We start from the raw sequence: 25408 nt of genomic DNA on the forward strand, positions 1-25408 counted from the left end.
GAACCACCTGATCCCATCCCGAACTCAGTAGTGAAACGATGCATCGCCGATGGTAGTGTGGGGTTTCCCCATGTGAGAGTAGGTCATCGTCAAGATTAAATTCCGAAACCCCATTTGCGAAAGCAGATGGGGTTTTGTTTTGGGCGATCGGAAAGTGCCGGCAGGTTTTCTCATGGCCGCCTTCAGGGCTAGACGCCTGCCTTTCTATGCAATGGTCTTTCGCATGGCTATCATGCGTTCCTCATTGTGAGGCGATACTTGCATGCTGACGTTGTTAGAACTTCTGAAAGATGGCCGATTTCATTCCGGGGAAGCACTTGGCGCCGCCCTGGGCGTCAGTCGCAGTGCTGTCTGGAAGCAACTCCAGCACCTTGAGGCCGAATTGAATCTGCCTGTTCATAAGGTTCGTGGAAAGGGGTATCAATTAGCATCCCCATTGGTTTTCTTGAGTGCTGCGGAAATTGAGCAGCATGCCCCTGATTTAGCATGGCCTATCCATATCTACGATTCCATTGACTCAACAAATGCGGAAGCTTTGCGTCTTGCTGGGGTTGAGTGCGCGACGCCCTTTCTGGTGCTTGCGGAGCAGCAAACGGCGGGAAGAGGCAGGCGTGGTCGAAAGTGGGTCAGTCCATTTGCCCAGAATGTCTATTACAGCCTTGTATTGCGTATTGAGGATGGTCTTCGGCAGTTGGAAGGCTTAAGTCTTGTGGTTGGATTGGCGGTCATGCAAGCCCTGCGTGAGTCTGGAGTTCAGACTGCGACTTTAAAATGGCCAAACGACGTTCTCGTAGGGCAAAAGAAAATTGCCGGGATTTTGCTGGAGCTCGTAGGGGATCCTGCTGATATCTGTCACGTTGTCCTTGGAATAGGCATCAACGTCAATATGCAGAAGGCTGGCGAGGTTGATCAGCAATGGACATCAGTGCAGTTAGAGACGGGTTTTCCTGTTGATCGAAACGCCCTGATTGCCCGGCTGGGTTTGCAGTTGCAAGGCTACTTGGGTCGACACCGGGTGCTAGGTTTTGCCGAGCTTCAGAATGAGTGGGAGAAAAATCACGCTTGGCAGGGGAGGGCTGTGTCGCTTATAGCCGGTGTCAACCAGGTCGATGGAGTGGTGCTGGGTGTTGATCGTCAAGGTGCTTTGCGTTTGAGTGTTGATGGTGTTGAGAAAATATACAGTGGTGGTGAGCTAAGCCTGAGGTTGCGTGATGATTCTTGAGCTCGACTGTGGGAATAGCTTTATCAAATGGCGTGTGCTTGATTCGAGCGGGGTGAACGCCTCGGCTGAAGGTGTTGCAGGTTCGGATGCTGCCTTGATTGATAGCCTGCTGGCGCTGCCTGAGTTGTTGCTGACGCGTTGCAGGTTAGTGAGCGTCCGTGCGCAGGAAGAGACGGAAAAACTGGTTGAAGCGCTTGTGGATACATTTGGTGTTGTTGTTACCAGTGCTGCTTCAGCTCGTGAAGTGGCTGGGGTACGTAACGGCTACGAAGATTTTGAGCGCCTTGGTCTGGATCGCTGGTTGGCAATGCTCGGTGGATTTAAATTGGCCTCGGGTGCCTGCTTGGTGCTCGATTTTGGCACTGCGGCGACTGCAGATTTTATAGCTGAGGATGGCGAGCACCTGGGAGGCTTTATTTGTCCGGGCATGTCTCTCATGAGGAATCAGCTGCGTACACATACGCGAAAGATAAGGTATGGCGATGCCGCTGCTGAAAGGGCTTTGGAGTGCCTCTCACCAGGTCGTACAACAGTCGAGGCAGTAGAGCGAGGCTGTGCGTTGATGCTTCGAGGATTTGTTCTGACCCAGGTAGAGCTCGCGCGCAGCTACTGGGGCGATGACTTCAGTATATTCCTGACTGGCGGAGATGCTGATTTGGTATTGGGCTCTGTGCCGCAGGCTCGACTCGTTCCTGATTTGGTTTTCGTTGGTCTGGCGATGGCGTGCCCGTTATCTTGAGGTGTTTATGCGTTGGCTGTTTTTGCTTTTACTGATCCTCAACGCCTTTTACTACATATGGCACCAGCAAGAGGCCCCGCTGCGCGCTAAAGACGTTACTCCTCTGAGTCTCTATCGAGGTGCTCAGCAGGATATTCGTCTGCTGAGTGAATCTTCGGATGCAGTGATCCGCAGGGAGCGGGCAAAGGTATCTGATTCGCAAAGTACCTGTTTGTACATTGGTGGATTTACAGACCAGCGCCAAGCGCAATCTGTCGAGCAGCGTCTCACTAGCTTGGATATAAAGGTCAAGGTTCAACTGCTGAGTACGCCAGATGCTCAAGGTTACTGGCTCCGGGTGGCCCCGGAAAGCCGGCGCCTGGCTGAAGATCTGCCCTTTGAAAACCTTGTTAAGGAATTCAATGAGTTAAAACATAAAATAATGCTGTGCGAAGGCATTGCAACTGTCGAATAGTTTGCATAGAATGGCGCCCGCTTCGCAGTGAAGACCTTTAGGGGGATTTAATGAGATGCGGCGTCAATGCAGCTAACCTCATAATTTAAATGAGAAAATGCTTGACAGAAGGTCGGCGTAATGTAAAATGCCGGCTCGCTTAGGAGGGGTTCCCGAGCGGCCAAAGGGATCAGACTGTAAATCTGACGTCTACGACTTCGAAGGTTCGAATCCTTCCCCCTCCACCATTTTTAGCGTGAGCTGCAAGCTCCGCGGGTATAGTTTAGTGGTAGAACCTCAGCCTTCCAAGCTGATGATGCGGGTTCGATTCCCGCTACCCGCTCCAAGTTTGCAGGTTGTGCATGTGTTTTGCTCTTGTAGCTCAGTTGGTAGAGCACACCCTTGGTAAGGGTGAGGTCAGCGGTTCAAATCCGCTCAAGAGCTCCATATAACAAGGCAGATATGAAAATATCTGCCTTTGTTTTAACAGCTGCCTCGGCTTGAGTGTTTTGTATCTGGTGGTTTTGCCAGGTTGTCTCAAGTCTGTTGGGGTTGGTTGTTGTAAAGTCTTTTTCAGGCCTGCATAATGGTCGGCCTGATTTTGTTTTAGGTCAGTAGCTCAATTGGCAGAGCGACGGTCTCCAAAACCGTAGGTTGGGGGTTCGATTCCCTCCTGACCTGCCAGATTCACGTGGTGTGTCTGGCTTTCTTTTCACAGGATCTTCATAGATGACTCCTAAGGCTGAAGCTCAAAGCTCTCGTTTCGATCTCGTCAAGTGGCTAGTTGTTGTAGCGTTGGTGGTCGTAGGCGTAGTTGGCAATCAGTACTATTCTGCTTCGCCGATCCTGTACCGTGTGCTCGCTTTGCTTGTTATTGCTGCTGTGGCTGCCTTTGTGGGCTTGCAGACTGCTAAAGGCAAGTCTTTTGCGGTACTGGTAAAGGAAGCTCGCACCGAAATCCGTAAAGTCGTTTGGCCGACTCGCCAAGAAACCACGCAGACCACGTTGATTGTTGTGGCTGTTGTTCTGGTTATGGCGTTGCTGTTGTGGGGGCTTGATTCCCTGCTCGGTTGGCTTGTTTCCTTGATTGTTGGCTAAGGGTGTCCCGTGGCTAAGCGTTGGTACGTTGTTCATGCTTACTCGGGTTACGAGAAGCATGTTATGCGCTCTTTGCTAGAGCGCGTGAAGCTGGCAGGCATGGAAGATGGCTTCGGCGAAATTCTGGTTCCCACTGAAGAAGTGGTTGAAATGCGGAATGGTCAGAAGCGTAAAAGTGAGCGTAAGTTCTTCCCTGGCTATGTTTTGGTTCAGATGGACATGAATGAAGGTACTTGGCATTTGGTCAAGGATACGCCTCGTGTCATGGGTTTCATTGGCGGTACCGCTGATAAGCCTGCTCCGATCACTGATAAAGAGGCAGAAGCAATTCTGCGTCGCGTTGCTGATGGTAGTGACAAGCCTAAGCCGAAGACTTTGTTCGAGCCGGGTGAGGTTGTTCGTGTTACAGATGGTCCGTTTGCTGATTTTAACGGCACTGTCGAAGAGGTTAACTACGAGAAGAGCCGGATCCAAGTGGCAGTGCTCATTTTCGGTCGCTCTACTCCTGTAGAGTTGGAGTTCAGCCAGGTCGAGAAGGTCTAGCTGGCTAAGCATCCCAACCCCGCAGCCTTAGGCTGTGGGGTTTTGTCGTCACTGGGATAAACGCGCAAGTAACCGGGGAGCCTTTCGAGGCGTTTGAACCCGTAATTGGAGTGCCTCATGGCCAAGAAAATTACCGCTTACATCAAGCTGCAAGTGAAGGCCGCTCAGGCCAACCCAAGCCCACCTGTTGGTCCAGCTCTGGGTCAGCATGGCGTGAACATCATGGAATTCTGCAAGGCCTTCAACGCCCGTACTCAGGGTCTTGAACCAGGTCTGCCGACTCCAGTGATCATCACTGTATACAGCGACCGTAGCTTCACTTTCGAAACTAAGTCGACCCCGGCTTCGGTTCTGCTGAAGAAGGCTGCTGGTCTGACTAGCGGTTCCGCTCGTCCTAACACCGTTAAAGTCGGCACTGTAACTCGTGCTCAGCTGGAAGAAATCGCGAAAACCAAAAACGCGGATCTGACTGCAGCTGATATGGATGCAGCCGTGCGTACCATCGCCGGTTCTGCTCGTAGCATGGGCCTTAACGTGGAGGGTGTGTAATGGCTAAGCTGACCAAGCGCCAAAAGGCTATCGCCGGCAAAATCGAAGCAGGCAAGGCCTACAGCTTTGTAGACGCTGCAGCCCTGTTGACCGAGCTGTCGACTGTCAAATTCAGCGAGTCCGTTGACGTTGCTGTAAACCTGGGTGTGGACCCGCGTAAGTCCGACCAAGTCGTTCGTAGCGCTACTGTGCTGCCACACGGTACTGGCAAGACTGTACGTGTAGCCGTCTTCACCCAAGGCCCGGCAGCTGAAGCTGCTCTGGCCGCTGGCGCTGATCGCGTTGGCATGGACGACCTGGCTGCCGAAATGAAAGGCGGCGACCTGAACTACGACGTAGTTATTGCCTCCCCGGATGCAATGCGTGTTGTAGGTCAGTTGGGTCAGATCCTTGGTCCGCGTGGCCTGATGCCTAACCCTAAAGTCGGCACTGTAACGCCAGACGTAGCTACCGCGGTTAAAAACGCCAAGGCTGGTCAGGTTCGTTATCGCACCGACAAAAACGGCATCATTCACACCTCCGTTGGCAAGGTCGGTTTCGACGCCGTCAAGCTGAAGGAAAACGTTGAAGCCCTGATCGCTGATCTTAAGCGTATCAAGCCAGCTTCTTCTAAAGGTATCTACGTCAAGCGCGTTACCCTGAGCACCACTATGGGCCCAGGTCTGGTCATCGACCAAGGCTCGCTGGACGTATAAGACACAGATTGACGCAAGCGATTGCGTCAATTGAAAAAATTGGGGTCCCTGCCTGGCGGGGGCTATCCAAGACCGTAGGCGACGCAAGTCTTAAACCAAAAGCCTACGCAGATGGTGCTCCCGGTTCCTTACCGAATCAGACACCAAAACGACATCCGGCCTAGGCCAGATGAAACGGTAACAAGCAGGAGTTAAACCCGTGGCAATTAATCTCGAAGACAAGAAGGCCATCGTCGCTGAAGTCAACGAGGCTGCCAAAGCTGCCCTGTCCGCTGTCGTGGCTGATGCCCGTGGTGTGACAGTAGGCGCTATGACCGGACTCCGTAAAGAGGCTCGTGAAGCTGGTGTATACGTACGTGTTGTACGTAACACCCTGCTCAAGCGCGCTGTTGCTGACACTGAATACAGTGTTCTCAATGACGTGTTCACCGGCCCGACTCTGATCGCTTTCTCCAAAGATCATCCAGGCGCTGCTGCCCGTTTGTTCAAGGAATTCGCCAAGAGTCAGGATAAGTTCGAGATCAAGGCAGCTGCGTTCGAGGGCAAGTTCCTCGCAGCTAACCAAATCGACGTACTGGCAACATTGCCGACCCGCGACGAAGCCATTTCGCAGCTGATGAGCGTGATTCAAGGCGCTACCAGCAAGCTGGCTCGTACTCTGGCTGCAGTTCGCGAGCAAAAAGAAGCTGCCGCAGCCTAAGGCTGAGCGACTTCTCTCGCGTATTTTTGTTTATTTCGATGGCCGCGTAGGCCGTCCCCCAATTCAGGAAATACAGCAATGTCTATCTCCCAAGACGATATCCTCAACGCCGTAGCTGAAATGTCGGTTCTGCAGGTTGTTGAGCTGATCAAAGCTTTCGAAGAAAAATTCGGCGTTTCCGCTGCCGCTGCTTCCGCTGGCCCAGCAGTTGCTGCTGTTGCTGCTGAAGAGCAAACCGAATTCAACGTCATGCTGCTGGAAGCTGGCGAGAAGAAAGTAAACGTGATCAAGGCAGTACGTGAACTGACCGGTCTGGGCCTGAAAGAAGCCAAGGCTGTAGTTGACGGCGCTCCTGCCCAGGTTCTGGAAGCAGTGTCGAAAGACGCAGCTGACAAAGCCAAAGCTACTCTGGAAGAAGCAGGCGCTAAAGTCGAGCTGAAGTAAGCATCGACTTTGCGTCTCCAGCCCAAGCGTTAAGCTGAAGGCTGATGGCTGGTGGCTCTTGCCACCGGCCTTTTTCCGTTATTGGCTGTCGACTCGGTCGCCGCCATTAACGCGCTGTAGCCACCCGAAGTGGTGGTGCAAACCATGGGGTTTGCAAGATTTTCTGGCTGCTCCCGTCGGAGGGGCCAAACAAGCAGGTGACCAAGCTGGGGAACGCTGATGGCTTACTCATATACTGAGAAAAAACGTATCCGCAAGGACTTTAGCAAGTTGCCGGACGTCATGGATGTCCCGTACCTTCTGGCTATCCAGCTGGATTCGTATCGTGAATTCTTGCAGGCGGGAGCGACCAAAGATCAGTTCCGCGACGTGGGCCTGCATGCGGCCTTCAAATCCGTTTTCCCGATCATCAGCTACTCCGGCAATGCTGCGCTGGAGTACGTCGGTTATCGCCTGGGCGAACCGGCATTTGATGTCAAAGAATGCGTGTTGCGCGGTGTTACGTACGCCGTACCTTTGCGGGTAAAAGTCCGTCTGATCATTTTCGACAAAGAGTCGTCGAATAAAGCGATCAAGGACATCAAAGAGCAAGAAGTCTACATGGGTGAAATCCCACTGATGACTGAAAACGGTACCTTCGTTATCAACGGTACCGAGCGTGTTATCGTTTCTCAGCTGCATCGTTCACCGGGTGTGTTCTTCGATCACGACCGCGGCAAGACGCACAGCTCCGGCAAACTCCTGTACTCCGCGCGGATCATTCCGTACCGCGGTTCTTGGTTGGACTTCGAGTTCGATCCTAAAGACTGCGTGTTCGTGCGTATCGACCGTCGCCGTAAGCTGCCAGCTTCTGTGCTGCTGCGCGCGCTCGGCTATACCACCGAGCAGGTGCTGGACGCTTTCTACACCACCAACGTATTCAGCCTGAAGGATGAAACCCTCAGCCTGGAGCTCATCGCATCGCGTCTGCGTGGTGAAATTGCTGTCCTGGATATCCAGGATGAGAATGGCAAGGTAATCGTTGAGGCTGGCCGTCGTATTACTGCGCGCCACATCAACCAGATCGAAAAGGCCGGTATCAAGTCGCTGGAAGTGCCTCTGGACTACGTCCTGGGTCGCACTACCGCCAAGGTCATCGTTCACCCGGCTACAGGCGAAATCCTGGCTGAGTGCAATACCGAGCTGAACACTGAGATCCTGGCCAAAATCGCCAAGGCTCAGGTTGTTCGCATCGAGACCCTGTACACCAACGATATCGACTGCGGTCCGTTCGTCTCTGACACGTTGAAGATTGACTCCACCAGCAACCAACTGGAAGCGCTGGTCGAGATCTATCGCATGATGCGTCCTGGCGAGCCACCAACCAAAGACGCTGCTGAGACCCTGTTCAACAACCTGTTCTTCAGCCCTGAGCGTTACGACCTGTCTGCGGTCGGTCGGATGAAGTTCAACCGTCGTATCGGTCGTACCGAGATCGAAGGTTCGGGCGTGTTGTGCAAAGAAGACATCGTTGCGGTACTGAAGACTCTAGTCGACATCCGTAACGGTAAAGGCATCGTCGATGACATCGACCACCTGGGTAACCGTCGTGTTCGCTGCGTAGGCGAAATGGCCGAGAACCAGTTCCGTGTTGGTCTGGTGCGTGTTGAGCGTGCGGTCAAAGAGCGTCTGTCGATGGCTGAAAGCGAAGGCCTGATGCCGCAAGACCTGATCAACGCCAAGCCAGTGGCTGCGGCGGTGAAAGAGTTCTTCGGTTCCAGCCAGCTCTCGCAGTTCATGGACCAGAACAACCCTCTCTCCGAGATCACCCACAAGCGCCGTGTTTCCGCTCTGGGCCCGGGCGGTCTGACCCGTGAGCGTGCTGGCTTTGAAGTTCGTGACGTACACCCGACGCACTACGGTCGCGTTTGCCCGATCGAAACACCGGAAGGTCCGAACATCGGTCTGATCAACTCCTTGGCGGCCTACGCGCGCACCAACCAATACGGTTTCCTCGAGAGCCCGTACCGTGTGGTGAAAGACGCTCTGGTCACTGACGAGATCGTGTTCCTGTCCGCCATCGAAGAAGCTGATCACGTGATCGCTCAGGCTTCGGCCACGATGAACGACAAGAAAGTCCTGATTGACGAGCTGGTAGCTGTTCGTCACCTGAATGAGTTCACCGTTAAGGCGCCGGAAGACGTCACCTTGATGGACGTTTCGCCGAAGCAGGTAGTTTCGGTTGCAGCGTCGCTGATCCCGTTCCTGGAGCACGATGACGCCAACCGTGCGTTGATGGGTTCCAACATGCAGCGTCAAGCTGTACCGACCCTGCGCGCTGACAAGCCACTGGTAGGTACCGGCATGGAGCGTAACGTAGCGCGTGACTCCGGCGTTTGCGTCGTGGCTCGTCGTGGCGGCGTGATCGACTCTGTTGATGCCAGCCGTATCGTGGTTCGTGTTGCTGATGATGAAGTTGAAACTGGCGAAGCCGGTGTCGACATCTACAACCTGACCAAATACACCCGCTCGAACCAGAACACCTGCATCAATCAGCGACCGCTGGTGAGCAAGGGTGATCGCGTCCAGCGTAGCGACATCATGGCCGACGGCCCGTCCACCGACATGGGTGAACTGGCACTGGGTCAGAACATGCGCATCGCGTTCATGGCGTGGAACGGCTTCAACTTCGAAGACTCCATCTGCCTGTCCGAGCGTGTTGTTCAAGAAGACCGCTTCACCACGATCCACATTCAGGAACTGACCTGTGTGGCACGTGACACCAAGCTTGGGCCGGAGGAGATCACTGCGGACATCCCGAACGTGGGTGAAGCTGCACTGAACAAGCTGGACGAAGCCGGTATCGTTTACGTAGGTGCTGAAGTTGGCGCAGGCGACATCCTGGTTGGTAAGGTCACTCCGAAAGGCGAGACCCAACTGACTCCGGAAGAGAAGCTGTTGCGTGCCATCTTCGGTGAAAAAGCCAGCGACGTTAAAGACACCTCCCTGCGTGTACCTACTGGTACCAAGGGTACTGTCATCGACGTACAGGTCTTCACCCGTGATGGCGTTGAGCGTGATGCTCGTGCGCTGTCCATCGAGAAGACTCAGCTCGACGAGATCCGCAAGGACCTGAACGAAGAGTTCCGTATCGTTGAAGGCGCGACCTTCGAGCGTCTGCGTTCCGCTTTGGTAGGCCACAAGGCTGAAGGCGGCGCAGGTCTTAAGAAAGGTCAGGACATCACCGACGAAATCCTCGACGGTCTTGAGCACGGCCAATGGTTCAAACTGCGCATGGCTGAAGATGCTCTGAACGAGCAGCTCGAGAAGGCCCAGGCGTACATCGTTGATCGCCGCCGTCTGCTGGACGACAAGTTCGAAGATAAGAAGCGCAAACTGCAGCAGGGCGATGACCTGGCTCCAGGCGTTCTGAAAATCGTCAAGGTTTACCTGGCAATCCGTCGTCGCATCCAGCCGGGCGACAAGATGGCCGGTCGTCACGGTAACAAAGGTGTGGTCTCCGTGATCATGCCCGTTGAAGACATGCCGCACGATGCCAATGGCACTCCGGTCGACGTGGTCCTCAACCCGCTGGGCGTACCTTCGCGTATGAACGTTGGTCAGATCCTTGAAACCCACCTGGGCCTTGCGGCCAAAGGTCTGGGCGAGAAGATCAACCGTATGATCGAAGAGCAGCGCAAGGTCGCAGACCTGCGTAAGTTCCTGCACGAGATCTACAACGAGATCGGCGGTCGCAACGAAGAGTTGGACACCTTCTCCGACCAGGAAATCCTGGATCTGGCGAAGAACCTGCGCGGTGGCGTTCCGATGGCTACCCCGGTGTTCGACGGTGCCAAGGAAAGCGAAATCAAGGCCATGCTGAAACTGGCAGACCTGCCAGAAAGCGGCCAGATGCAGCTGTTCGACGGCCGTACCGGCAACAAGTTTGAGCGCCCGGTTACTGTTGGCTACATGTACATGCTGAAGCTGAACCACTTGGTAGACGATAAGATGCACGCTCGTTCTACCGGTTCGTACAGCCTGGTTACCCAGCAGCCGCTGGGTGGTAAGGCTCAGTTCGGTGGTCAGCGTTTCGGGGAGATGGAGGTCTGGGCACTGGAAGCATACGGTGCTGCTTACACTCTGCAAGAAATGCTCACAGTGAAGTCGGACGATGTGAACGGTCGGACCAAGATGTACAAAAACATCGTGGACGGCGATCACCGTATGGAGCCGGGCATGCCCGAGTCTTTCAACGTGTTGATCAAAGAAATTCGTTCCCTCGGCATCGATATCGATCTGGAAACCGAATAACACGTGACGCGAATCGAGAGCGGGGCTGTTTAGCCCGCTCTCTGCTCCGCCAGGAGGAAAGGCCTTGAAAGACCTACTGAATTTGCTGAAAAACCAGGGTCAAGTCGAAGAGTTCGACGCCATCCGTATTGGGTTGGCATCGCCTGAGATGATCCGTTCGTGGTCGTTCGGTGAAGTTAAAAAACCGGAAACCATCAACTACCGTACGTTCAAACCTGAACGTGACGGCCTGTTCTGCGCCAAGATCTTTGGCCCGGTAAAGGATTACGAGTGCCTGTGCGGTAAGTACAAGCGCTTGAAACACCGTGGTGTGATCTGCGAGAAGTGTGGCGTTGAAGTTGCACTGGCCAAGGTTCGTCGTGAGCGCATGGCGCACATCGAACTGGCTTCGCCGGTTGCTCACATCTGGTTCCTGAAATCGCTGCCGTCCCGTATCGGTTTGCTGATGGACATGACCCTGCGTGATATCGAGCGCGTTCTCTACTTCGAGAGCTATGTCGTTATCGACCCAGGCATGACCACCCTTGAAAAGGGTCAGTTGCTGAACGACGAGCAGTACTTCGAAGCGCTGGAAGAGTTCGGCGACGATTTCGATGCCCGCATGGGTGCCGAAGCGGTCCGCGAACTGTTGCACGCTATCGACCTGGAACACGAGATTGGCCGTCTGCGTGAAGAAATACCGCAAACCAACTCCGAAACCAAGATCAAGAAGCTGTCCAAGCGTCTGAAGTTGATGGAAGCCTTCCAGGGTTCCGGCAACTTGCCAGAGTGGATGGTGCTGACCGTTCTGCCGGTTCTGCCGCCAGACCTGCGTCCGCTGGTACCGTTGGACGGCGGTCGTTTTGCGACCTCCGACCTCAACGACCTATACCGTCGCGTGATCAACCGTAACAACCGCTTGAAGCGCCTGCTTGATCTGTCCGCTCCGGACATCATCGTGCGCAACGAAAAGCGTATGTTGCAAGAAGCGGTTGATGCCCTGCTTGACAACGGTCGTCGTGGTCGCGCTATCACGGGTTCCAACAAGCGTCCTCTGAAATCCCTGGCCGACATGATCAAGGGTAAGCAAGGTCGTTTCCGTCAGAACTTGCTCGGTAAGCGTGTTGACTACTCCGGTCGTTCGGTAATTACCGTAGGCCCGACCCTGCGCCTGCACCAGTGCGGTCTGCCTAAGAAGATGGCTCTCGAGCTGTTCAAGCCGTTCATCTTCGGCAAGCTGGAAATGCGCGGTCTCGCGACCACCATCAAAGCGGCCAAGAAAATGGTCGAGCGCGAACTGCCAGAGGTTTGGGACGTTCTTGCTGAAGTGATTCGCGAACACCCGGTCCTCCTCAACCGTGCACCGACCCTTCACCGTCTGGGTATCCAGGCGTTTGAACCGGTACTGATCGAAGGTAAGGCTATTCAGCTGCACCCTCTGGTCTGTGCTGCGTACAACGCCGACTTCGACGGCGACCAAATGGCCGTGCACGTACCGCTGACGCTGGAAGCCCAGCTGGAAGCGCGTGCGTTGATGATGTCGACCAACAACATTCTGTCGCCAGCCAACGGTGAGCCAATCATCGTTCCGTCGCAGGACGTTGTATTGGGTCTGTACTACATGACGCGTGAAGCGATCAACGCCAAAGGCGAAGGTCGTGTATTTGCGGACTTGCAGGAAGTTGACCGTGTGTTCCGTGCCGGCGAAGCCGCATTGCACGCCAAGGTCAAGGTGCGGATCCACGAAACCGTCAACGATCGTGATGGCGGAAGCGTGAGCAACGTTCGTATCGTCGACACTACTGTCGGCCGTGCACTGTTGTATCAAGTTGTGCCAAAAGGTCTGTCGTACGATGTCGTCAACCTGCCGATGAAGAAAAAGGCGATCTCCAAGTTGATCAACCAGTGCTACCGCGTGGTTGGTTTGAAAGAGACTGTTATCTTCGCTGACCAGTTGATGTACACCGGTTTTGCTTATTCGACCATTTCCGGCGTTTCCATCGGTGTTAACGACTTTGTTATTCCGGATGAAAAAGCCCGCATCATCAGTGCTGCTACTGACGAAGTGAAAGAGATCGAAAGCCAGTACGCCTCGGGCCTGGTAACACAGGGCGAGAAGTACAACAAAGTGATCGACCTTTGGTCCAAGGCGAACGATGAAGTTTCCAAGGCGATGATGGCCAACCTCTCGAAAGAGAAAGTCATCGACCGTCATGGCGTCGAAGTCGACCAGGAGTCCTTCAACTCGATGTACATGATGGCCGACTCGGGCGCGCGGGGTTCTGCTGCGCAGATCCGTCAGCTCGCCGGTATGCGTGGCCTGATGGCCAAGCCGGACGGTTCCATCATCGAAACGCCGATTACTGCGAACTTCCGTGAAGGTTTGAGCGTACTTCAGTACTTCATCTCCACTCACGGCGCTCGTAAAGGTCTGGCGGATACCGCGTTGAAAACCGCTAACTCCGGTTACCTGACACGTCGTCTGGTAGACGTTGCACAAGATCTGGTTGTAACCGAGATCGATTGCGGCACCGAGCACGGCCTGCTCATGACTCCGCACATTGAAGGCGGTGACGTTGTAGAGCCGCTGGGTGAGCGCGTATTGGGTCGTGTTATTGCGCGTGACGTGTTCAAGCCAGGTACTGAGGAAATCATCGTTCCTGCCGGCACTCTGGTTGATGAGAAGTGGGTCGAGTTCATCGAACTCAACAGCATCGACGAAGTGATTGTTCGCTCGCCGATTAGCTGCGAAACCCGCTACGGTATTTGCGCCAAGTGCTATGGCCGTGACTTGGCTCGTGGTCACCAGGTGAATATCGGTGAAGCGGTCGGCGTTATCGCTGCCCAATCCATCGGTGAGCCGGGTACCCAGCTGACCATGCGTACGTTCCACATCGGTGGTGCGGCAAGCCGGACCTCCGCAGCTGACAGCGTTCAGGTGAAGAATGGCGGTACTGTCCGTCTGCACAACCTGAAGCACGTTGAGCGAGTGGATGGCTGTCTGGTTGCGGTATCCCGTTCCGGTGAGCTGGCAATCGCTGACGACTACGGTCGTGAGCGTGAGCGTTACAAGCTGCCGTATGGTGCTGTGATTTCGGTTAAAGAAGGTGACAAGGTCGACGCTGGCGCAATCGTGGCCAAGTGGGATCCGCACACTCACCCAATCGTTACCGAAATGAAAGGTACCGTGACCTACGTGGGCATGGAAGAAGGCATCACGATCAAGCGTCAGACTGACGAATTGACCGGTATGACCAACATTGAAGTACTCGACGCGAAAGATCGTCCAGCTGCCGGTAAAGACATCCGTCCTGCCGTTAAGATGGTCGATGACAACGGCAAGGACTTGTTGCTGCCAGGCACTGACGTAATCGCTCAGTACTTCCTGCCAGCTAACGCCCTGGTCGGTGTAGCGGATGGTGCGAAGATTGCGATCGGTGATGTTATCGCTCGTATCCCGCAAGAAACTTCGAAGACCCGTGACATCACCGGTGGTCTGCCGCGTGTTGCCGACTTGTTCGAAGCTCGTCGTCCGAAAGAAGCATCGATTCTGGCTGAAGTCAGCGGCACCATCGCGTTCGGTAAAGAGACCAAAGGCAAGCGCCGTCTGGTTATTACCCCGAACGACGGTAGCGATCCGTACGAAGAGCTGATTCCGAAGTGGCGTCACCTGAACGTCTTCGAAGGCGAACAGGTAAACCGCGGCGAAGTTATCTCCGACGGCCCGAGCGATCCACACGACATCCTGCGTCTGCTGGGTGTGAGTGCGCTGGCCAAGTACATCGTTAACGAGATCCAGGATGTTTATCGTCTGCAAGGCGTGAAGATCAACGATAAGCACATTGAGACCATCCTGCGTCAGATGCTGCGTAAAGTTGAAATCGCTGAATCCGGCGATTCCAGTTTCATCAAGGGCGACCAGATGGAACTGACTCACGTACTGGTAGAGAACGAGCGTCTGGCTGGCGACGAGAAATTCGTATCCAAGTTCACTCGTGTTCTGCTGGGTATCACCAAGGCGTCGTTGTCTACTGAGTCGTTCATCTCGGCGGCCTCCTTCCAGGAGACCACTCGCGTACTGACCGAAGCAGCGGTAACCGGTAAGCGCGATTACTTGCGCGGCCTGAAAGAAAACGTGGTCGTGGGTCGTCTGATCCCGGCTGGTACCGGTTTGGCTTACCACAGCGAGCGTAAGCGCCGCCGTGATGCTGACAAGCCGCTGCGCGTAAGCGCCAGTGAAGTGGAAGCTGCACTGACCGAAGCGCTGAACTCAAGCGGTAACTGAGTTCTGCAATAAATAAGTCTGGGCCCTGGCAGTCCCATTCGTCGGATCGAGGCAATTTTGCCCCGGTTCGACGAGAGGGGAGGTCGGGGCCTTGCCTTGACTGGGGGCAAGATCCTCTTTAGACTCTTGTACCCCTAAATTTGGCGGGAACTCGTTCCTGCCATTTTTGCTTTTCTTGCAAGACAATAGCGTCGCAAGACAACAGTGGAGCTAGTAGATGGCAACTATCAACCAGCTGGTACGTCAGCCGCGTAAGCGTATCGTCGAGAAATCCGACGTGCCTGCGCTGCAGAACTGCCCGCAACGTCGTGGCGTATGCACTCGCGTGTATACCACTACGCCGAAAAAACCTAACTCGGCACTGCGTAAAGTGTGCCGTGTGCGTCTGACCAACGGTTTCGAGGTTTCCTCGTACATCGGCGGTGAAGGCCACAACCTGCAAGAGCACAGCGTGGTGCTGATTCGTGGCGGTCGTGTAAAAGACTTGCCAGGTGTTCGTTATCACACCGTACGCGGCTCCTTGGATACTTCCGGCGTTAAAGGTCGTAACCAGGGTCGTTCGAAGTACGGTACCAAGAAGCCTAAGTAGTAGCGGCTTTTTGTAAAACTGAACCATCTTATTTTCTGAGTCGATAAGAGTAAGGTCGGAGGCGTCCCGAAAGGGCACTGATTCCGAGCGAACCTGAAGACCGTTTGAGGGCTTATCCATGCCAAGAAGACGCGTAGCAGCCAAGCGCGAAGTGCTTGACGATCCAAAATACGGAAGCCAAATTCTGGCCAAGTTCATGAACCACGTGATGGAAAGCGGCAAGAAAGCCGTTGCCGAGCGTATCGTTTATGGCGCGCTGGAAAAGGTTAAAGAACGCAAGAACAGCGACCCCCTGGAAATCTTCGAGAAAGCTCTCGACGCCATCGCTCCGCTGGTCGAAGTGAAGTCGCGCCGTGTAGGCGGCGCTACTTATCAGGTTCCGGTTGAAGTTCGTCCGTCCCGTCGTAACGCCCTGGCAATGCGCTGGTTGGTAGACTTCGCCCGTAAGCGCGGCGAGAAGTCTATGGCTCTGCGTTTGGCTGGCGAACTGTTGGACGCTGCTGAAGGTAAAGGTGCTGCTGTTAAGAAGCGTGAAGACGTGCACCGTATGGCTGAAGCTAACAAAGCTTTCTCGCACTACCGCTTCTAATCTTAGCTTCACTAATTTTGCGAGGGCTTTATGGCTCGTACTACTCCGATTAGCCGCTACCGTAACATCGGTATCGTTGCTCACGTGGATGCTGGTAAAACCACCACCACCGAGCGCGTACTGTTTTACACCGGCAAAAGTCACAAAATGGGCGAGGTGCATGATGGCGCCGCGACCACAGACTGGATGGTTCAGGAGCAGGAGCGTGGTATTACCATTACTTCTGCTGCTATTACCGCCTTCTGGAAAGGTTCTGAGAAGCAGTACAAAGACGAGCATCGCTTCAACGTAATCGATACCCCGGGCCACGTAGACTTCACCATTGAAGTTGAACGTTCCCTGCGCGTACTCGATGGCGCTGTCGTTGTGTTCTGTGGTACTTCGGGTGTTGAGCCTCAGTCGGAAACCGTATGGCGTCAAGCCAACAAATACGGCGTTCCACGTCTTGTTTACGTAAACAAGATGGACCGTGCTGGTGCCAACTTCCTGCGCGTGATCGGTCAGATCAAGCAGCGTCTGGGTCACACTCCGGTGCCAATCCAACTGGCTATCGGTTCCGAGGACAACTTCCAGGGTCAGATCGATCTGATCAACATGGAAGCGGTCTACTGGAATGATTCCGACAAAGGTATGGTTCCTGTTCGTAAGCCTATCCCTGCTGAACTGCAGGAACTGGCTGACGAGTGGCGCAACAACATGGTTGAGGCTGCTGCCGAAGCCAGCGAAGAGCTGATGAACAAGTACCTCGAAGGTGAAGAACTCACCAACGTGGAAATCAAGGCCGCTCTGCGTCAGCGTACTATCGCTGGTGAGATCGTCTTGGCTGTTTGCGGTTCCTCGTTCAAGAACAAGGGTGTTCCCCTGGTTCTCGATGCTGTGATCGACTACCTGCCTGCTCCAACCGACATTCCTGCTATCAAGGGTACCAACCCTGATAACGAGGAAGAGGAAATGGAGCGTCATGCAGACGACAGCGAGCCGTTCTCGGCCCTGGCGTTCAAGATCGCTACCGACCCATTCGTGGGTACCTTGACTTTCGTCCGCGTTTACTCGGGCGTGTTGGCGTCCGGCGACGGTGTGATCAACTCGGTTAAAGGTAAGAAAGAGCGCGTGGGTCGTATGGTGCAAATGCACGCAAACGCCCGTGAAGAGATCAAGGAAGTGCGCGCTGGTGACATCGCGGCCCTGATCGGCATGAAGGATGTCACCACTGGTGAGACTTTGTGCGACGCTGCTAAGCCAATCATCCTGGTTCGCATGGACTTCCCGGAGCCAGTTATTTCGGTTGCCGTAGAGCCTAAGACCAAGGATGACCAGGAAAAAATGGGTATCGCTTTGGGCAAGCTTGCTCAGGAAGATCCATCTTTCCGCGTTAAGACTGATGAAGAGACTGGTCAAACGATCATCTCTGGCATGGGCGAGCTGCACCTGGACATCCTGGTTGACCGGATGCGCCGTGAGTTTAACGTCGAAGCCAACATCGGTAAGCCTCAGGTTTCCTATCGTGAGCGCATCACGAAAAACTGTGAAATCGAAGGCAAGTTCGTTCGTCAGTCCGGCGGTCGTGGTCAGTTCGGTCACTGCTGGATCCGTTTTGCTCCTGCTGACGAAGGTCAGGAAGGTCTGCAATTCGTGAACGAAGTAGTGGGTGGTGTTGTTCCTAAGGAATACATCCCTGCTATCCAGAAGGGTATCGAAGAGCAGATGAAGAACGGTGTTGTTGCCGGCTATCCGCTGATCGGCCTGAAAGCAACCGTTTTTGACGGTTCTTACCACGACGTCGACTCCAACGAGATGGCGTTTAAGGTGGCTGCTTCCATGGCAACCAAGCAACTGGCCCAAAAGGGCGGTGGTGAGTTGCTTGAGCCAATCATGGCGGTAGAAGTTGTTACACCTGAAGACTATATGGGTGATGTCATGGGCGACCTTAACCGTCGTCGCGGCATGATCTTGGGTATGGAAGACACGGTTTCCGGCAAAGTGATTCGCGCCGAGGTTCCGTTGGGTGAGATGTTCGGTTATGCGACCGACGTTCGCTCCATGTCCCAGGGTCGCGCAAGCTACTCTATGGAATTCAAAAAATACAACACAGCTCCGGCGCACATCGCTGAAACTGTATCCAAAAAACAAGGCTGATTCAGTCCTTTAGGCAAGGAGTTAATTGTCGTGGCTAAAGAAAAATTTGATCGTTCCCTACCGCACGTCAACGTTGGCACCATCGGTCACGTTGACCATGGTAAAACCACTCTGACTGCTGCTCTGACTCGCGTTTGCTCCGAAGTGTTCGGTTCCGCAATCGTTGATTTCGATAAAATCGACAGCGCGCCAGAAGAAAAAGCTCGTGGTATCACCATCAACACTGCGCACGTTGAATACAACTCGCTGATCCGTCACTACGCTCACGTTGACTGCCCAGGTCACGCCGACTATGTGAAGAACATGATCACCGGTGCTGCCCAGATGGACGGCGCGATCCTGGTTTGCTCGGCCGCTGATGGTCCGATGCCACAAACCCGTGAGCACATCCTGCTGTCCCGCCAGGTTGGCGTTCCGTACATCGTGGTTTACCTGAACAAGGCTGACCTGGTAGACGACGCTGAGCTGCTGGAACTGGTTGAGATGGAAGTGCGCGATCTGCTGAGCACTTACGACTTCCCAGGTGACGACACTCCGATCATCATCGGTTCTGCTCGTATGGCTCTGGAAGGCAAAGACGACAACGAAATGGGCACCACGTCCGTTCGTAAACTGGTTGAGACTCTGGACAGCTACATCCCAGATCCAGTTCGTGTTATCGACAAGCCGTTCCTGATGCCAATCGAAGACGTATTCTCGATCTCCGGTCGTGGTACTGTTGTGACTGGTCGTATCGAGCGCGGTATCGTTAAGGTTCAAGATCCACTGGAAATCGTTGGTCTGCGTGACACTACCGTCACCACCTGCACCGGTGTTGAAATGTTCCGTAAGCTGCTCGACGAAGGTCGTGCGGGCGAGAACTGCGGCGTTCTGCTGCGTGGTACCAAGCGTGACGACGTTGAGCGTGGCCAGGTTCTGGTTAAGCCGGGTTCGGTTAAGCCGCACACCAAGTTCGAAGCTGAAGTGTACGTGCTGAGCAAAGAAGAAGGCGGTCGTCACACTCCGTTCTTCAAAGGCTACCGTCCACAGTTCTACTTCCGTACTACCGACGTTACTGGTAACTGCGAACTGCCGGAAGGCGTAGAAATGGTAATGCCAGGCGACAACATCAAAATGGTTGTCACCCTGATCAAAACCATCGCTATGGAAGACGGTCTGCGCTTCGCAATCCGTGAAGGCGGCCGTACCGTTGGTGCTGGCGTTGTAGCTAAAATCATCGAGTAATTATCTCTTCTGAGATAGCTCTGATGTTTTGAGGAGGCCCCCGCTTAGCGGGGGCCTTTTTATTGGGTTGACACCCATCTGGGCCGTCTATAGAATTGCGCCTCCTTTTAACGGGCGTATTGCGCTCGGTGGGAATAGCAGCCGGAGTCTGAAATCCAATGCAAAATCAGCAAATCCGTATCAGGTTGAAGGCTTTTGACCATCGCCTGATCGACCAATCCACCCAGGAAATCGTGGAAACCGCGAAACGTACTGGTGCTCAAGTGCGTGGTCCAATTCCACTGCCTACCCGTAAAGAGCGGTTCACCGTTCTGGTCTCCCCGCACGTCAACAAAGACGCGCGTGACCAGTACGAGATCCGTACTCATAAGCGCGTACTGGACATCGTCCAGCCAACGGATAAAACCGTTGATGCACTTATGAAGCTTGATCTGGCGGCCGGTGTGGAAGTTCAGATCAGCCTCGGCTAAGACTTGGGTCTTAGTCGTGTAACGCTCTGAAATGGGCGGCCATAGCGGGTGAAAGCCCCGTACACTCATGAGGTTTACAACATGACTATTGGTGTAGTCGGTCGTAAATGCGGTATGACCCGTATTTTCACCGAAGAAGGTGTCTCCATTCCGGTTACGGTCATTGAGATCGAACCGAATCGCGTCACCCAGTTCAAAACTGAAGAGACCGATGGCTATCGTGCAGTGCAAGTCACTGTCGGCGAGCGTCGTGCTTCGCGCGTGACTGCTGCTCAAGCAGGTCACTTCGCTAAAGCAAACGTTGCAGCTGGTCGCACTGTTATGGAGTTCCGTCTTGAAGATGGCGACTACCAGGCTGGCGATCTGATCAACGCTGAAATCTTTGCCGCTGGTCAACTGGTTGATGTAACCGGTCAGTCCAAAGGTAAAGGCTTCCAGGGTACGATCAAGCGTTGGAATTTCCGTGGTCAAGATAACACTCACGGTAACTCCGTCTCCCACCGCGTCCCGGGCTCTATTGGCCAGTGCCAGACTCCTGGTCGTGTATTCAAGGGCAAAAAAATGTCCGGTCATATGGGCGCTGAGCGCGTGACCGTGCAGTCCCTCGAAGTAGTGCGCGTCGACGCTGAACGCAATCTGTTGTTGGTCAAGGGTGCTGTTCCTGGCGCTACTGGCGGCAACCTGGTTGTACGTCCAGCGGCCAAGGCTCGCGGTTAAGGGGAAGCTGACATGCAATTAAATGTAAATGACGCTCAAGCGATCGAAGTTTCCGAACTGACATTTGGCGGCGAATTCAACGAGACGCTCGTTCACCAAGCAGTCGTGGCCTATATGGCCGGCGGCCGTCAAGGTAGCAAGCAGCAAAAGACCCGTTCCGACGTTCGTGGTGGCGGTAAGCGCCCATGGCGTCAGAAAGGCACTGGCCGTGCTCGTGCCGGTACTATCCGTAGCCCAATCTGGCGTGGCGGCGGTACCACTTTCGCAGCTCGTCCACAGGATCACACTCAGAAGCTCAACAAGAAGATGTACCGCGCAGCTCTGCGCTCCATCCTTGCTGAACTCGTGCGTACTGATCGTCTGGTCGTGGTTCAGGACTTCGCTGTTGAAAGTCCAAAAACCAAAGATCTGCTGGGCAAACTGAACAACATGAGCCTGACCGATGTTTTGATCGTGTCTGAAGCTGTTGATCAGAACCTGTACCTGGCTGCTCGCAACCTGCCACACGTTGATGTACGTGACGTGCAAGGTTCCGATCCAGTTAGTCTGATCGCATACGACAAGGTGTTGATCACCGTGTCGGCCGTGAAGAAATTCGAGGAGCTGCTGGGATGAACCAGGAACGCGTATTTAAAGTTCTGCTTGGCCCGCACGTTTCCGAAAAGGCTACGGTTCTGGCTGACAAGAAAGGCCAGTTCGTTTTCAAGGTTGCAACTGACGCAACCAAGCTGGAAATCAAGAAGGCCGTCGAAAGCCTGTTCAGCGTGAAAGTAGAGCGTGTTACTACCCTGAATGTTCTGGGTAAGAGCAAGCGCACTGCTCGCGGTCTGGGCAAGCGTAATGACTGGAAGAAGGCAGTTATCTCCCTTCAGCCAGGCCAAGATCTCGATTTCAGCAGCAGTGCTGAGTAAGGAAGGGGTGCATCATGGCAATCGTTAAATGCAAACCGACTTCCCCTGGCCGCCGTTTTGTGGTCAAGGTGGTCAACCAGGAGCTGCATAAAGGCGCTCCTCACGCACCGCTGCTCGAGAAAAAATCGAAGACTGGTGGTCGTAACAACAATGGTCGTATTACCACTCGTCACATCGGTGGTGGCCATAAGCAGCATTATCGTTTGGTCGACTTCCGTCGCAACGACAAAGATGGCATCACTGCCACTGTTGAGCGTATCGAATACGATCCAAACCGTACTGCTCACATCGCTCTGCTGCTGTACGCAGATGGCGAGCGTCGCTACATCATCGCACCTAAAGGTGTGAGTGCTGGCGACCAGCTGATCGCAGGTGCCTTGGCGCCGATCAAGCCGGGCAACGCTCTGCAGCTGCGTAACATTCCAGTTGGTAGCACCGTACACGGCATCGAATTGAAGCCAGGTAAAGGCGCGCAAATTGCTCGTTCCGCTGGTGCTTCGGCTCAGCTGATCGCTCGTGAAGGTGTCTACGTGACCCTGCGTCTGCGTTCTGGTGAGATGCGTAAAGTTCTGGCTGAATGCCGCGCGACCCTAGGTGAAGTCTCGAACTCCGAGCACAGCCTGCGTTCGCTGGGTAAAGCTGGTGCCAAGCGCTGGCGTGGCGTTCGCCCAACCGTTCGTGGTGTTGCCATGAACCCGGTTGACCACCCACACGGTGGTGGTGAAGGTCGTACCTCTGGTGGTCGTCATCCGGTATCGCCATGGGGCTTCCCGACTAAGGGCGCGAAGACTCGTGGTAATAAGCGTACCGACAAAATGATCGTCCGTCGTCGCAAGTAAATAGAGGGATACGACAGTGCCACGTTCTCTGAAAAAAGGTCCTTTTATTGATCTTCACCTACTGAAGAAGATCGAAGTGGCGGCGGAAAAGAACGATCGCAAGCCGGTGAAAACCTGGTCGCGTCGTTCGATGATCCTGCCACAAATGGTCGGTCTGACCATCGCTGTACACAACGGTCGCTTGCACGTCCCAGTTCTCGTGAACGAAGACATGGTCGGCCACAAACTAGGCGAGTTTGCCGGTACCCGCACTTATCGTGGGCACGTGGCAGACAAGAAAGCCAAGCGTTAAGGGGTTAGGAAATGGAAGTAGCCGCTAAGTTGTCGGGCGCTCGAATCTCCGCCCAGAAAGCCCGCTTGGTCGCCGACCAGATCCGCGGGAAGAAGGTGGGCGAAGCGCTCAACCTGTTGGCTTTCAGCAGTAAGAAAGCCGCCGAGATCATGAAGAAAGTGCTGGAGTCGGCCGTAGCCAACGCCGAGCATAACGAAGGCGCAGACGTTGATGACCTGAAGGTCAGCACCGTTTTCGTCAACGAAGGGCGTTCGCTGAAGCGCATCATGCCACGTGCCAAAGGCCGTGCTGATCGCATCGTCAAGCGGTCTTGCCATATCACTGTCAAGGTTGCTGACAAGTAACGGAGTCGAAGAGATGGGTCAGAAAGTACATCCCATTGGCATTCGCCTGGGAATCGTCAAGGAGCACACCTCCGTCTGGTACGCAGACGGTCGGACTTATGCGGACTATTTGTTCGCTGATCTGAAGGTGCGTGAGTATCTCCAAGACAAACTAAAAAGCGCGTCCGTAAGCCGTATCGATATCCATCGTCCGGCACAAACTGCACGTATCACCATCCACACCGCTCGTCCAGGTATCGTTATCGGGAAGAAAGGTGAAGATGTTGAGAAACTGCGTCAGGACCTGACCAAGCAAATGGGTGTGCCTGTGCACATCAATATCGAAGAGATCCGTAAGCCGGAGCTCGACGGTATGCTGGTTGCGCAGAGCGTAGCTCAGCAGCTGGAGCGTCGCGTAATGTTCCGTCGCGCTATGAAGCGCGCCGTACAGAACGCCATGCGCATTGGTGCCAAAGGCATCAAAATCCAAGTGAGCGGTCGTCTCGGCGGTGCTGAAATCGCACGTACTGAATGGTATCGCGAAGGTCGTGTGCCACTGCACACCCTGCGTGCCGACATCGACTATGCCAACTACGAAGCTCACACCACTTATGGTGTGATCGGTGTAAAGGTTTGGATCTTCAAAGGCGAAGTAATTGGTGGTCGCCAAGAAGAACTGAAACCACAAGCACCAGCGCCTCGTAAAAAAGCTGCTAAGTAAGGGGTACGCCAAATGTTGCAACCAAAGCGTACGAAGTTCCGCAAGCAGATGACAGGCCACAACCGTGGTCTGGCTCAGCGCGGTAGCAAAGTCAGCTTCGGCGAGTTCGCGCTGAAGTCTGTAGCTCGTGGTCGTCTCACCGCTCGTCAGATCGAGTCAGCGCGTCGTGCACTGACCCGTCACGTTAAACGTGGCGGCAAGATCTGGATCCGTGTATTCCCGGACAAGCCGATCTCCAAAAAGCCCCTCGAAGTTCGGATGGGTAAAGGTAAGGGTAACGTGGAATACTGGGTAGCCCAGATTCAGCCAGGCAAAGTCCTGTATGAAATCGAGGGTGTAACTGAAGAGCTGGCGCGTGAGGCTTTTGCCCTGGCTGCTGCAAAGCTGCCGCTCGCCACCGCCTTTGTTAAACGGACGGTGATGTGATGAAAGCGAATGAACTTCGTGAAAAATCCGCACAGCAGCTGAACGAGCAACTGCTCGGCCTGCTGCGCGACCAGTTCAATCTGCGTATGCAGAAAGCAACTGGCCAGTTGGGGCAGTCTCATCTGCTCTCGCAAGTTAAGCGTGACATTGCTCGCGTGAAGACTGTGCTCAACCAGCAGGCAGGTAAGTGATCATGGCTGAAGCCGAAAAGACTGTCCGTACGCTGACTGGCCGTGTTGTCAGCGACAAGATGGACAAAACCATCACCGTTTTGATCGAGCGTCGCGTTAAGCACCCGATCTACGGTAAATATGTTAAGCGTTCGACTAAGCTGCACGCGCACGACGAAACCAATCAGTGCCACATCGGCGACAAGGTCACTATTCGTGAAACTCGTCCGCTGGCCAAGACCAAGTCTTGGGCGCTGGTTGATGTTCTCGAACGCGCTGTGGAAGTCTAAGGACTAGGGGTCGGAGAAATTATATGATTCAGACTCAATCCATGCTCGATGTGGCCGATAACAGCGGCGCTCGCCGTGTTATGTGCATCAAGGTGCTGGGTGGCTCCCATCGTCGTTACGCTGGTATCGGTGACATCATCAAAGTTACCGTGAAGGAAGCAATTCCTCGCGGTAAGGTGAAAAAAGGCCAAGTGATGACTGCTGTTGTAGTCCGCACTCGTCACGGTGTACGCCGTGCAGACGGCTCTATTATCCGCTTTGATGGCAACGCTGCTGTTCTTCTGAACAACAAGCAAGAGCCGATCGGCACCCGTATCTTTGGGCCAGTGACGCGTGAACTTCGTACTGAGAAGTTCATGAAGATCGTCTCGCTCGCCCCAGAAGTGCTGTAAGGAGATCCGACATGCAAAAGATTCGTCGTGACGACGAGATCATCGTGATCGCCGGCAAAGACAAAGGTAAGCGCGGTAAGGTTCTTAAGGTTCTCGCTAATAACCGTCTGGTTATTGGTGGTCTGAATCTGGTTAAGCGCCATACCAAGCCTAACCCTATGTCGGGCGTGCAGGGCGGTATCGTCGAAAAAGAAGCTCCTCTGGACGCTTCTAACGTCGCCATTTTCAACGGCGAAACCAACAAGGCTGACCGCGTTGGTTTTAAAGTAGAAGATGGCAAGAAAATTCGTGTCTTCAAGTCGACCCAAAAAGCGGTTGATGCTTGAACACTGCTAGGTA

At 54.2% G+C, this 25408-nt stretch carries 28 protein-coding genes, 4 tRNA genes and 1 rRNA gene; all 33 read left to right on the plus strand.

Going from position 1 to position 25408, the window contains the following annotated elements:
* Positions 1-95: ribosomal RNA gene (gene rrf, locus BW43_RS24345) — 5S ribosomal RNA — on the plus strand; the annotation flags it as partial.
* Between the two features lie 167 nt (positions 96-262).
* A complete protein-coding gene (gene birA / locus BW43_RS24340) occupies positions 263-1222 on the plus strand; it encodes a bifunctional biotin--[acetyl-CoA-carboxylase] ligase/biotin operon repressor BirA (RefSeq protein WP_032884528.1) in 960 nt (319 codons plus the stop codon).
* Positions 1212-1961, plus strand: coding sequence for a pantothenate kinase (locus BW43_RS24335; protein ID WP_032884529.1), 750 nt, complete (start codon positions 1212-1214; stop codon positions 1959-1961). Before birA ends, BW43_RS24335 begins: the two co-directional genes overlap by 11 nt.
* Positions 1962-1968: 7 nt before the next feature.
* Positions 1969-2415, plus strand: coding sequence for a hypothetical protein (locus BW43_RS24330; RefSeq protein WP_032884530.1), 447 nt, complete (start codon positions 1969-1971; stop codon positions 2413-2415).
* A 142-nt stretch (positions 2416-2557) separates the two neighbouring features.
* Positions 2558-2642: transfer RNA gene (locus BW43_RS24325), tRNA-Tyr, on the plus strand.
* Between the two features lie 24 nt (positions 2643-2666).
* Positions 2667-2740, plus strand: a tRNA-Gly gene (locus tag BW43_RS24320).
* Between the two features lie 25 nt (positions 2741-2765).
* A tRNA-Thr gene (locus BW43_RS24315) sits at positions 2766-2841 on the plus strand.
* A gap of 161 nt (positions 2842-3002) precedes the next feature.
* Positions 3003-3078, plus strand: a tRNA-Trp gene (locus BW43_RS24310).
* A gap of 45 nt (positions 3079-3123) precedes the next feature.
* Positions 3124-3492, plus strand: a complete 369-nt coding sequence (gene secE, locus BW43_RS24305; RefSeq protein WP_032884531.1) for a preprotein translocase subunit SecE — start codon at positions 3124-3126, stop codon at positions 3490-3492.
* Between the two features lie 9 nt (positions 3493-3501).
* Positions 3502-4035 carry a transcription termination/antitermination protein NusG gene (nusG, locus tag BW43_RS24300; RefSeq protein ID WP_003176436.1) on the plus strand — a complete coding sequence of 178 codons (534 nt, stop codon included), beginning with the start codon at positions 3502-3504 and terminating at the stop codon, positions 4033-4035.
* Between the two features lie 117 nt (positions 4036-4152).
* Complete coding sequence (gene rplK, locus BW43_RS24295; RefSeq protein ID WP_003176435.1) at positions 4153-4584, plus strand: 50S ribosomal protein L11; 432 nt, start codon at positions 4153-4155, stop codon at positions 4582-4584.
* Positions 4584-5279 carry a 50S ribosomal protein L1 gene (gene rplA / locus BW43_RS24290; protein ID WP_032884532.1) on the plus strand — a complete coding sequence of 232 codons (696 nt, stop codon included), beginning with the start codon at positions 4584-4586 and terminating at the stop codon, positions 5277-5279. Before rplK ends, rplA begins: the two co-directional genes overlap by 1 nt.
* A 199-nt stretch (positions 5280-5478) precedes the next feature.
* Positions 5479-5979 carry a 50S ribosomal protein L10 gene (rplJ, locus tag BW43_RS24285; RefSeq protein ID WP_003232405.1) on the plus strand — a complete coding sequence of 167 codons (501 nt, stop codon included), beginning with the start codon at positions 5479-5481 and terminating at the stop codon, positions 5977-5979.
* 78 nt (positions 5980-6057) lie between these two features.
* Positions 6058-6423 carry a 50S ribosomal protein L7/L12 gene (gene rplL, locus BW43_RS24280; protein ID WP_003176432.1) on the plus strand — a complete coding sequence of 122 codons (366 nt, stop codon included), beginning with the start codon at positions 6058-6060 and terminating at the stop codon, positions 6421-6423.
* 219 nt (positions 6424-6642) lie between these two features.
* Positions 6643-10716, plus strand: coding sequence for a DNA-directed RNA polymerase subunit beta (rpoB, locus tag BW43_RS24275; RefSeq protein WP_032884533.1), 4074 nt, complete (start codon positions 6643-6645; stop codon positions 10714-10716).
* Between the two features lie 64 nt (positions 10717-10780).
* Entirely contained in the window at positions 10781-14980 is a 4200-nt protein-coding gene (gene rpoC / locus BW43_RS24270) for a DNA-directed RNA polymerase subunit beta' (protein ID WP_032884534.1), read from the plus strand.
* 217 nt (positions 14981-15197) lie between these two features.
* Positions 15198-15569, plus strand: coding sequence for a 30S ribosomal protein S12 (rpsL, locus tag BW43_RS24265; RefSeq protein WP_002555494.1), 372 nt, complete (start codon positions 15198-15200; stop codon positions 15567-15569).
* Positions 15570-15687: 118 nt separating this feature from the next.
* Positions 15688-16158, plus strand: coding sequence for a 30S ribosomal protein S7 (gene rpsG / locus BW43_RS24260; RefSeq protein WP_002555493.1), 471 nt, complete (start codon positions 15688-15690; stop codon positions 16156-16158).
* Positions 16159-16188: 30 nt separating this feature from the next.
* Positions 16189-18294, plus strand: coding sequence for an elongation factor G (gene fusA / locus BW43_RS24255; protein ID WP_010206921.1), 2106 nt, complete (start codon positions 16189-16191; stop codon positions 18292-18294).
* A 30-nt stretch (positions 18295-18324) separates the two neighbouring features.
* The gene (gene tuf / locus BW43_RS24250) at positions 18325-19518 is read left to right on the plus strand and encodes an elongation factor Tu (protein WP_003176426.1); all 1194 of its coding nucleotides are present in this window, start codon (positions 18325-18327) and stop codon (positions 19516-19518) included.
* 158 nt (positions 19519-19676) lie between these two features.
* A complete protein-coding gene (rpsJ, locus tag BW43_RS24245; RefSeq protein ID WP_003186070.1) occupies positions 19677-19988 on the plus strand; it encodes a 30S ribosomal protein S10 in 312 nt (103 codons plus the stop codon).
* Positions 19989-20069: 81 nt separating this feature from the next.
* Positions 20070-20705, plus strand: a complete 636-nt coding sequence (gene rplC / locus BW43_RS24240; protein WP_003194649.1) for a 50S ribosomal protein L3 — start codon at positions 20070-20072, stop codon at positions 20703-20705.
* A gap of 12 nt (positions 20706-20717) precedes the next feature.
* Complete coding sequence (gene rplD, locus BW43_RS24235) at positions 20718-21320, plus strand: 50S ribosomal protein L4 (protein WP_017135963.1); 603 nt, start codon at positions 20718-20720, stop codon at positions 21318-21320.
* A complete protein-coding gene (rplW, locus tag BW43_RS24230) occupies positions 21317-21616 on the plus strand; it encodes a 50S ribosomal protein L23 (protein WP_002555488.1) in 300 nt (99 codons plus the stop codon). Before rplD ends, rplW begins: the two co-directional genes overlap by 4 nt.
* A 14-nt stretch (positions 21617-21630) precedes the next feature.
* Positions 21631-22455, plus strand: a complete 825-nt coding sequence (rplB, locus tag BW43_RS24225) for a 50S ribosomal protein L2 (protein WP_032884535.1) — start codon at positions 21631-21633, stop codon at positions 22453-22455.
* A 16-nt stretch (positions 22456-22471) separates the two neighbouring features.
* Entirely contained in the window at positions 22472-22747 is a 276-nt protein-coding gene (gene rpsS, locus BW43_RS24220; RefSeq protein ID WP_003232420.1) for a 30S ribosomal protein S19, read from the plus strand.
* Between the two features lie 11 nt (positions 22748-22758).
* A complete protein-coding gene (gene rplV, locus BW43_RS24215) occupies positions 22759-23091 on the plus strand; it encodes a 50S ribosomal protein L22 (RefSeq protein ID WP_003103908.1) in 333 nt (110 codons plus the stop codon).
* A 13-nt stretch (positions 23092-23104) separates the two neighbouring features.
* On the plus strand, positions 23105-23791 hold the full coding sequence (rpsC, locus tag BW43_RS24210; protein ID WP_003176422.1) for a 30S ribosomal protein S3: 687 nt from the start codon (positions 23105-23107) through the stop codon (positions 23789-23791).
* Positions 23792-23803: 12 nt separating this feature from the next.
* Positions 23804-24217: a 50S ribosomal protein L16 gene (gene rplP / locus BW43_RS24205; protein ID WP_003232424.1), complete on the plus strand. Its 414-nt coding sequence runs from the start codon at positions 23804-23806 to the stop codon at positions 24215-24217.
* Positions 24217-24408 carry a 50S ribosomal protein L29 gene (rpmC, locus tag BW43_RS24200; RefSeq protein ID WP_002555481.1) on the plus strand — a complete coding sequence of 64 codons (192 nt, stop codon included), beginning with the start codon at positions 24217-24219 and terminating at the stop codon, positions 24406-24408. The genes rplP and rpmC overlap by 1 nt, the downstream gene beginning before the upstream one ends.
* A gap of 2 nt (positions 24409-24410) precedes the next feature.
* Positions 24411-24677: a 30S ribosomal protein S17 gene (gene rpsQ / locus BW43_RS24195; protein ID WP_003176419.1), complete on the plus strand. Its 267-nt coding sequence runs from the start codon at positions 24411-24413 to the stop codon at positions 24675-24677.
* A gap of 23 nt (positions 24678-24700) precedes the next feature.
* Complete coding sequence (gene rplN, locus BW43_RS24190; RefSeq protein ID WP_002555479.1) at positions 24701-25069, plus strand: 50S ribosomal protein L14; 369 nt, start codon at positions 24701-24703, stop codon at positions 25067-25069.
* A gap of 11 nt (positions 25070-25080) precedes the next feature.
* The gene (gene rplX / locus BW43_RS24185) at positions 25081-25395 is read left to right on the plus strand and encodes a 50S ribosomal protein L24 (RefSeq protein ID WP_003176416.1); all 315 of its coding nucleotides are present in this window, start codon (positions 25081-25083) and stop codon (positions 25393-25395) included.
* Positions 25396-25408 lie beyond the last annotated feature (13 nt).

Origin of the sequence: Pseudomonas sp. RIT357, from assembly GCF_000632245.1 — a bacterium.
GTDB lineage: Bacteria > Pseudomonadota > Gammaproteobacteria > Pseudomonadales > Pseudomonadaceae > Aquipseudomonas > Aquipseudomonas sivasensis.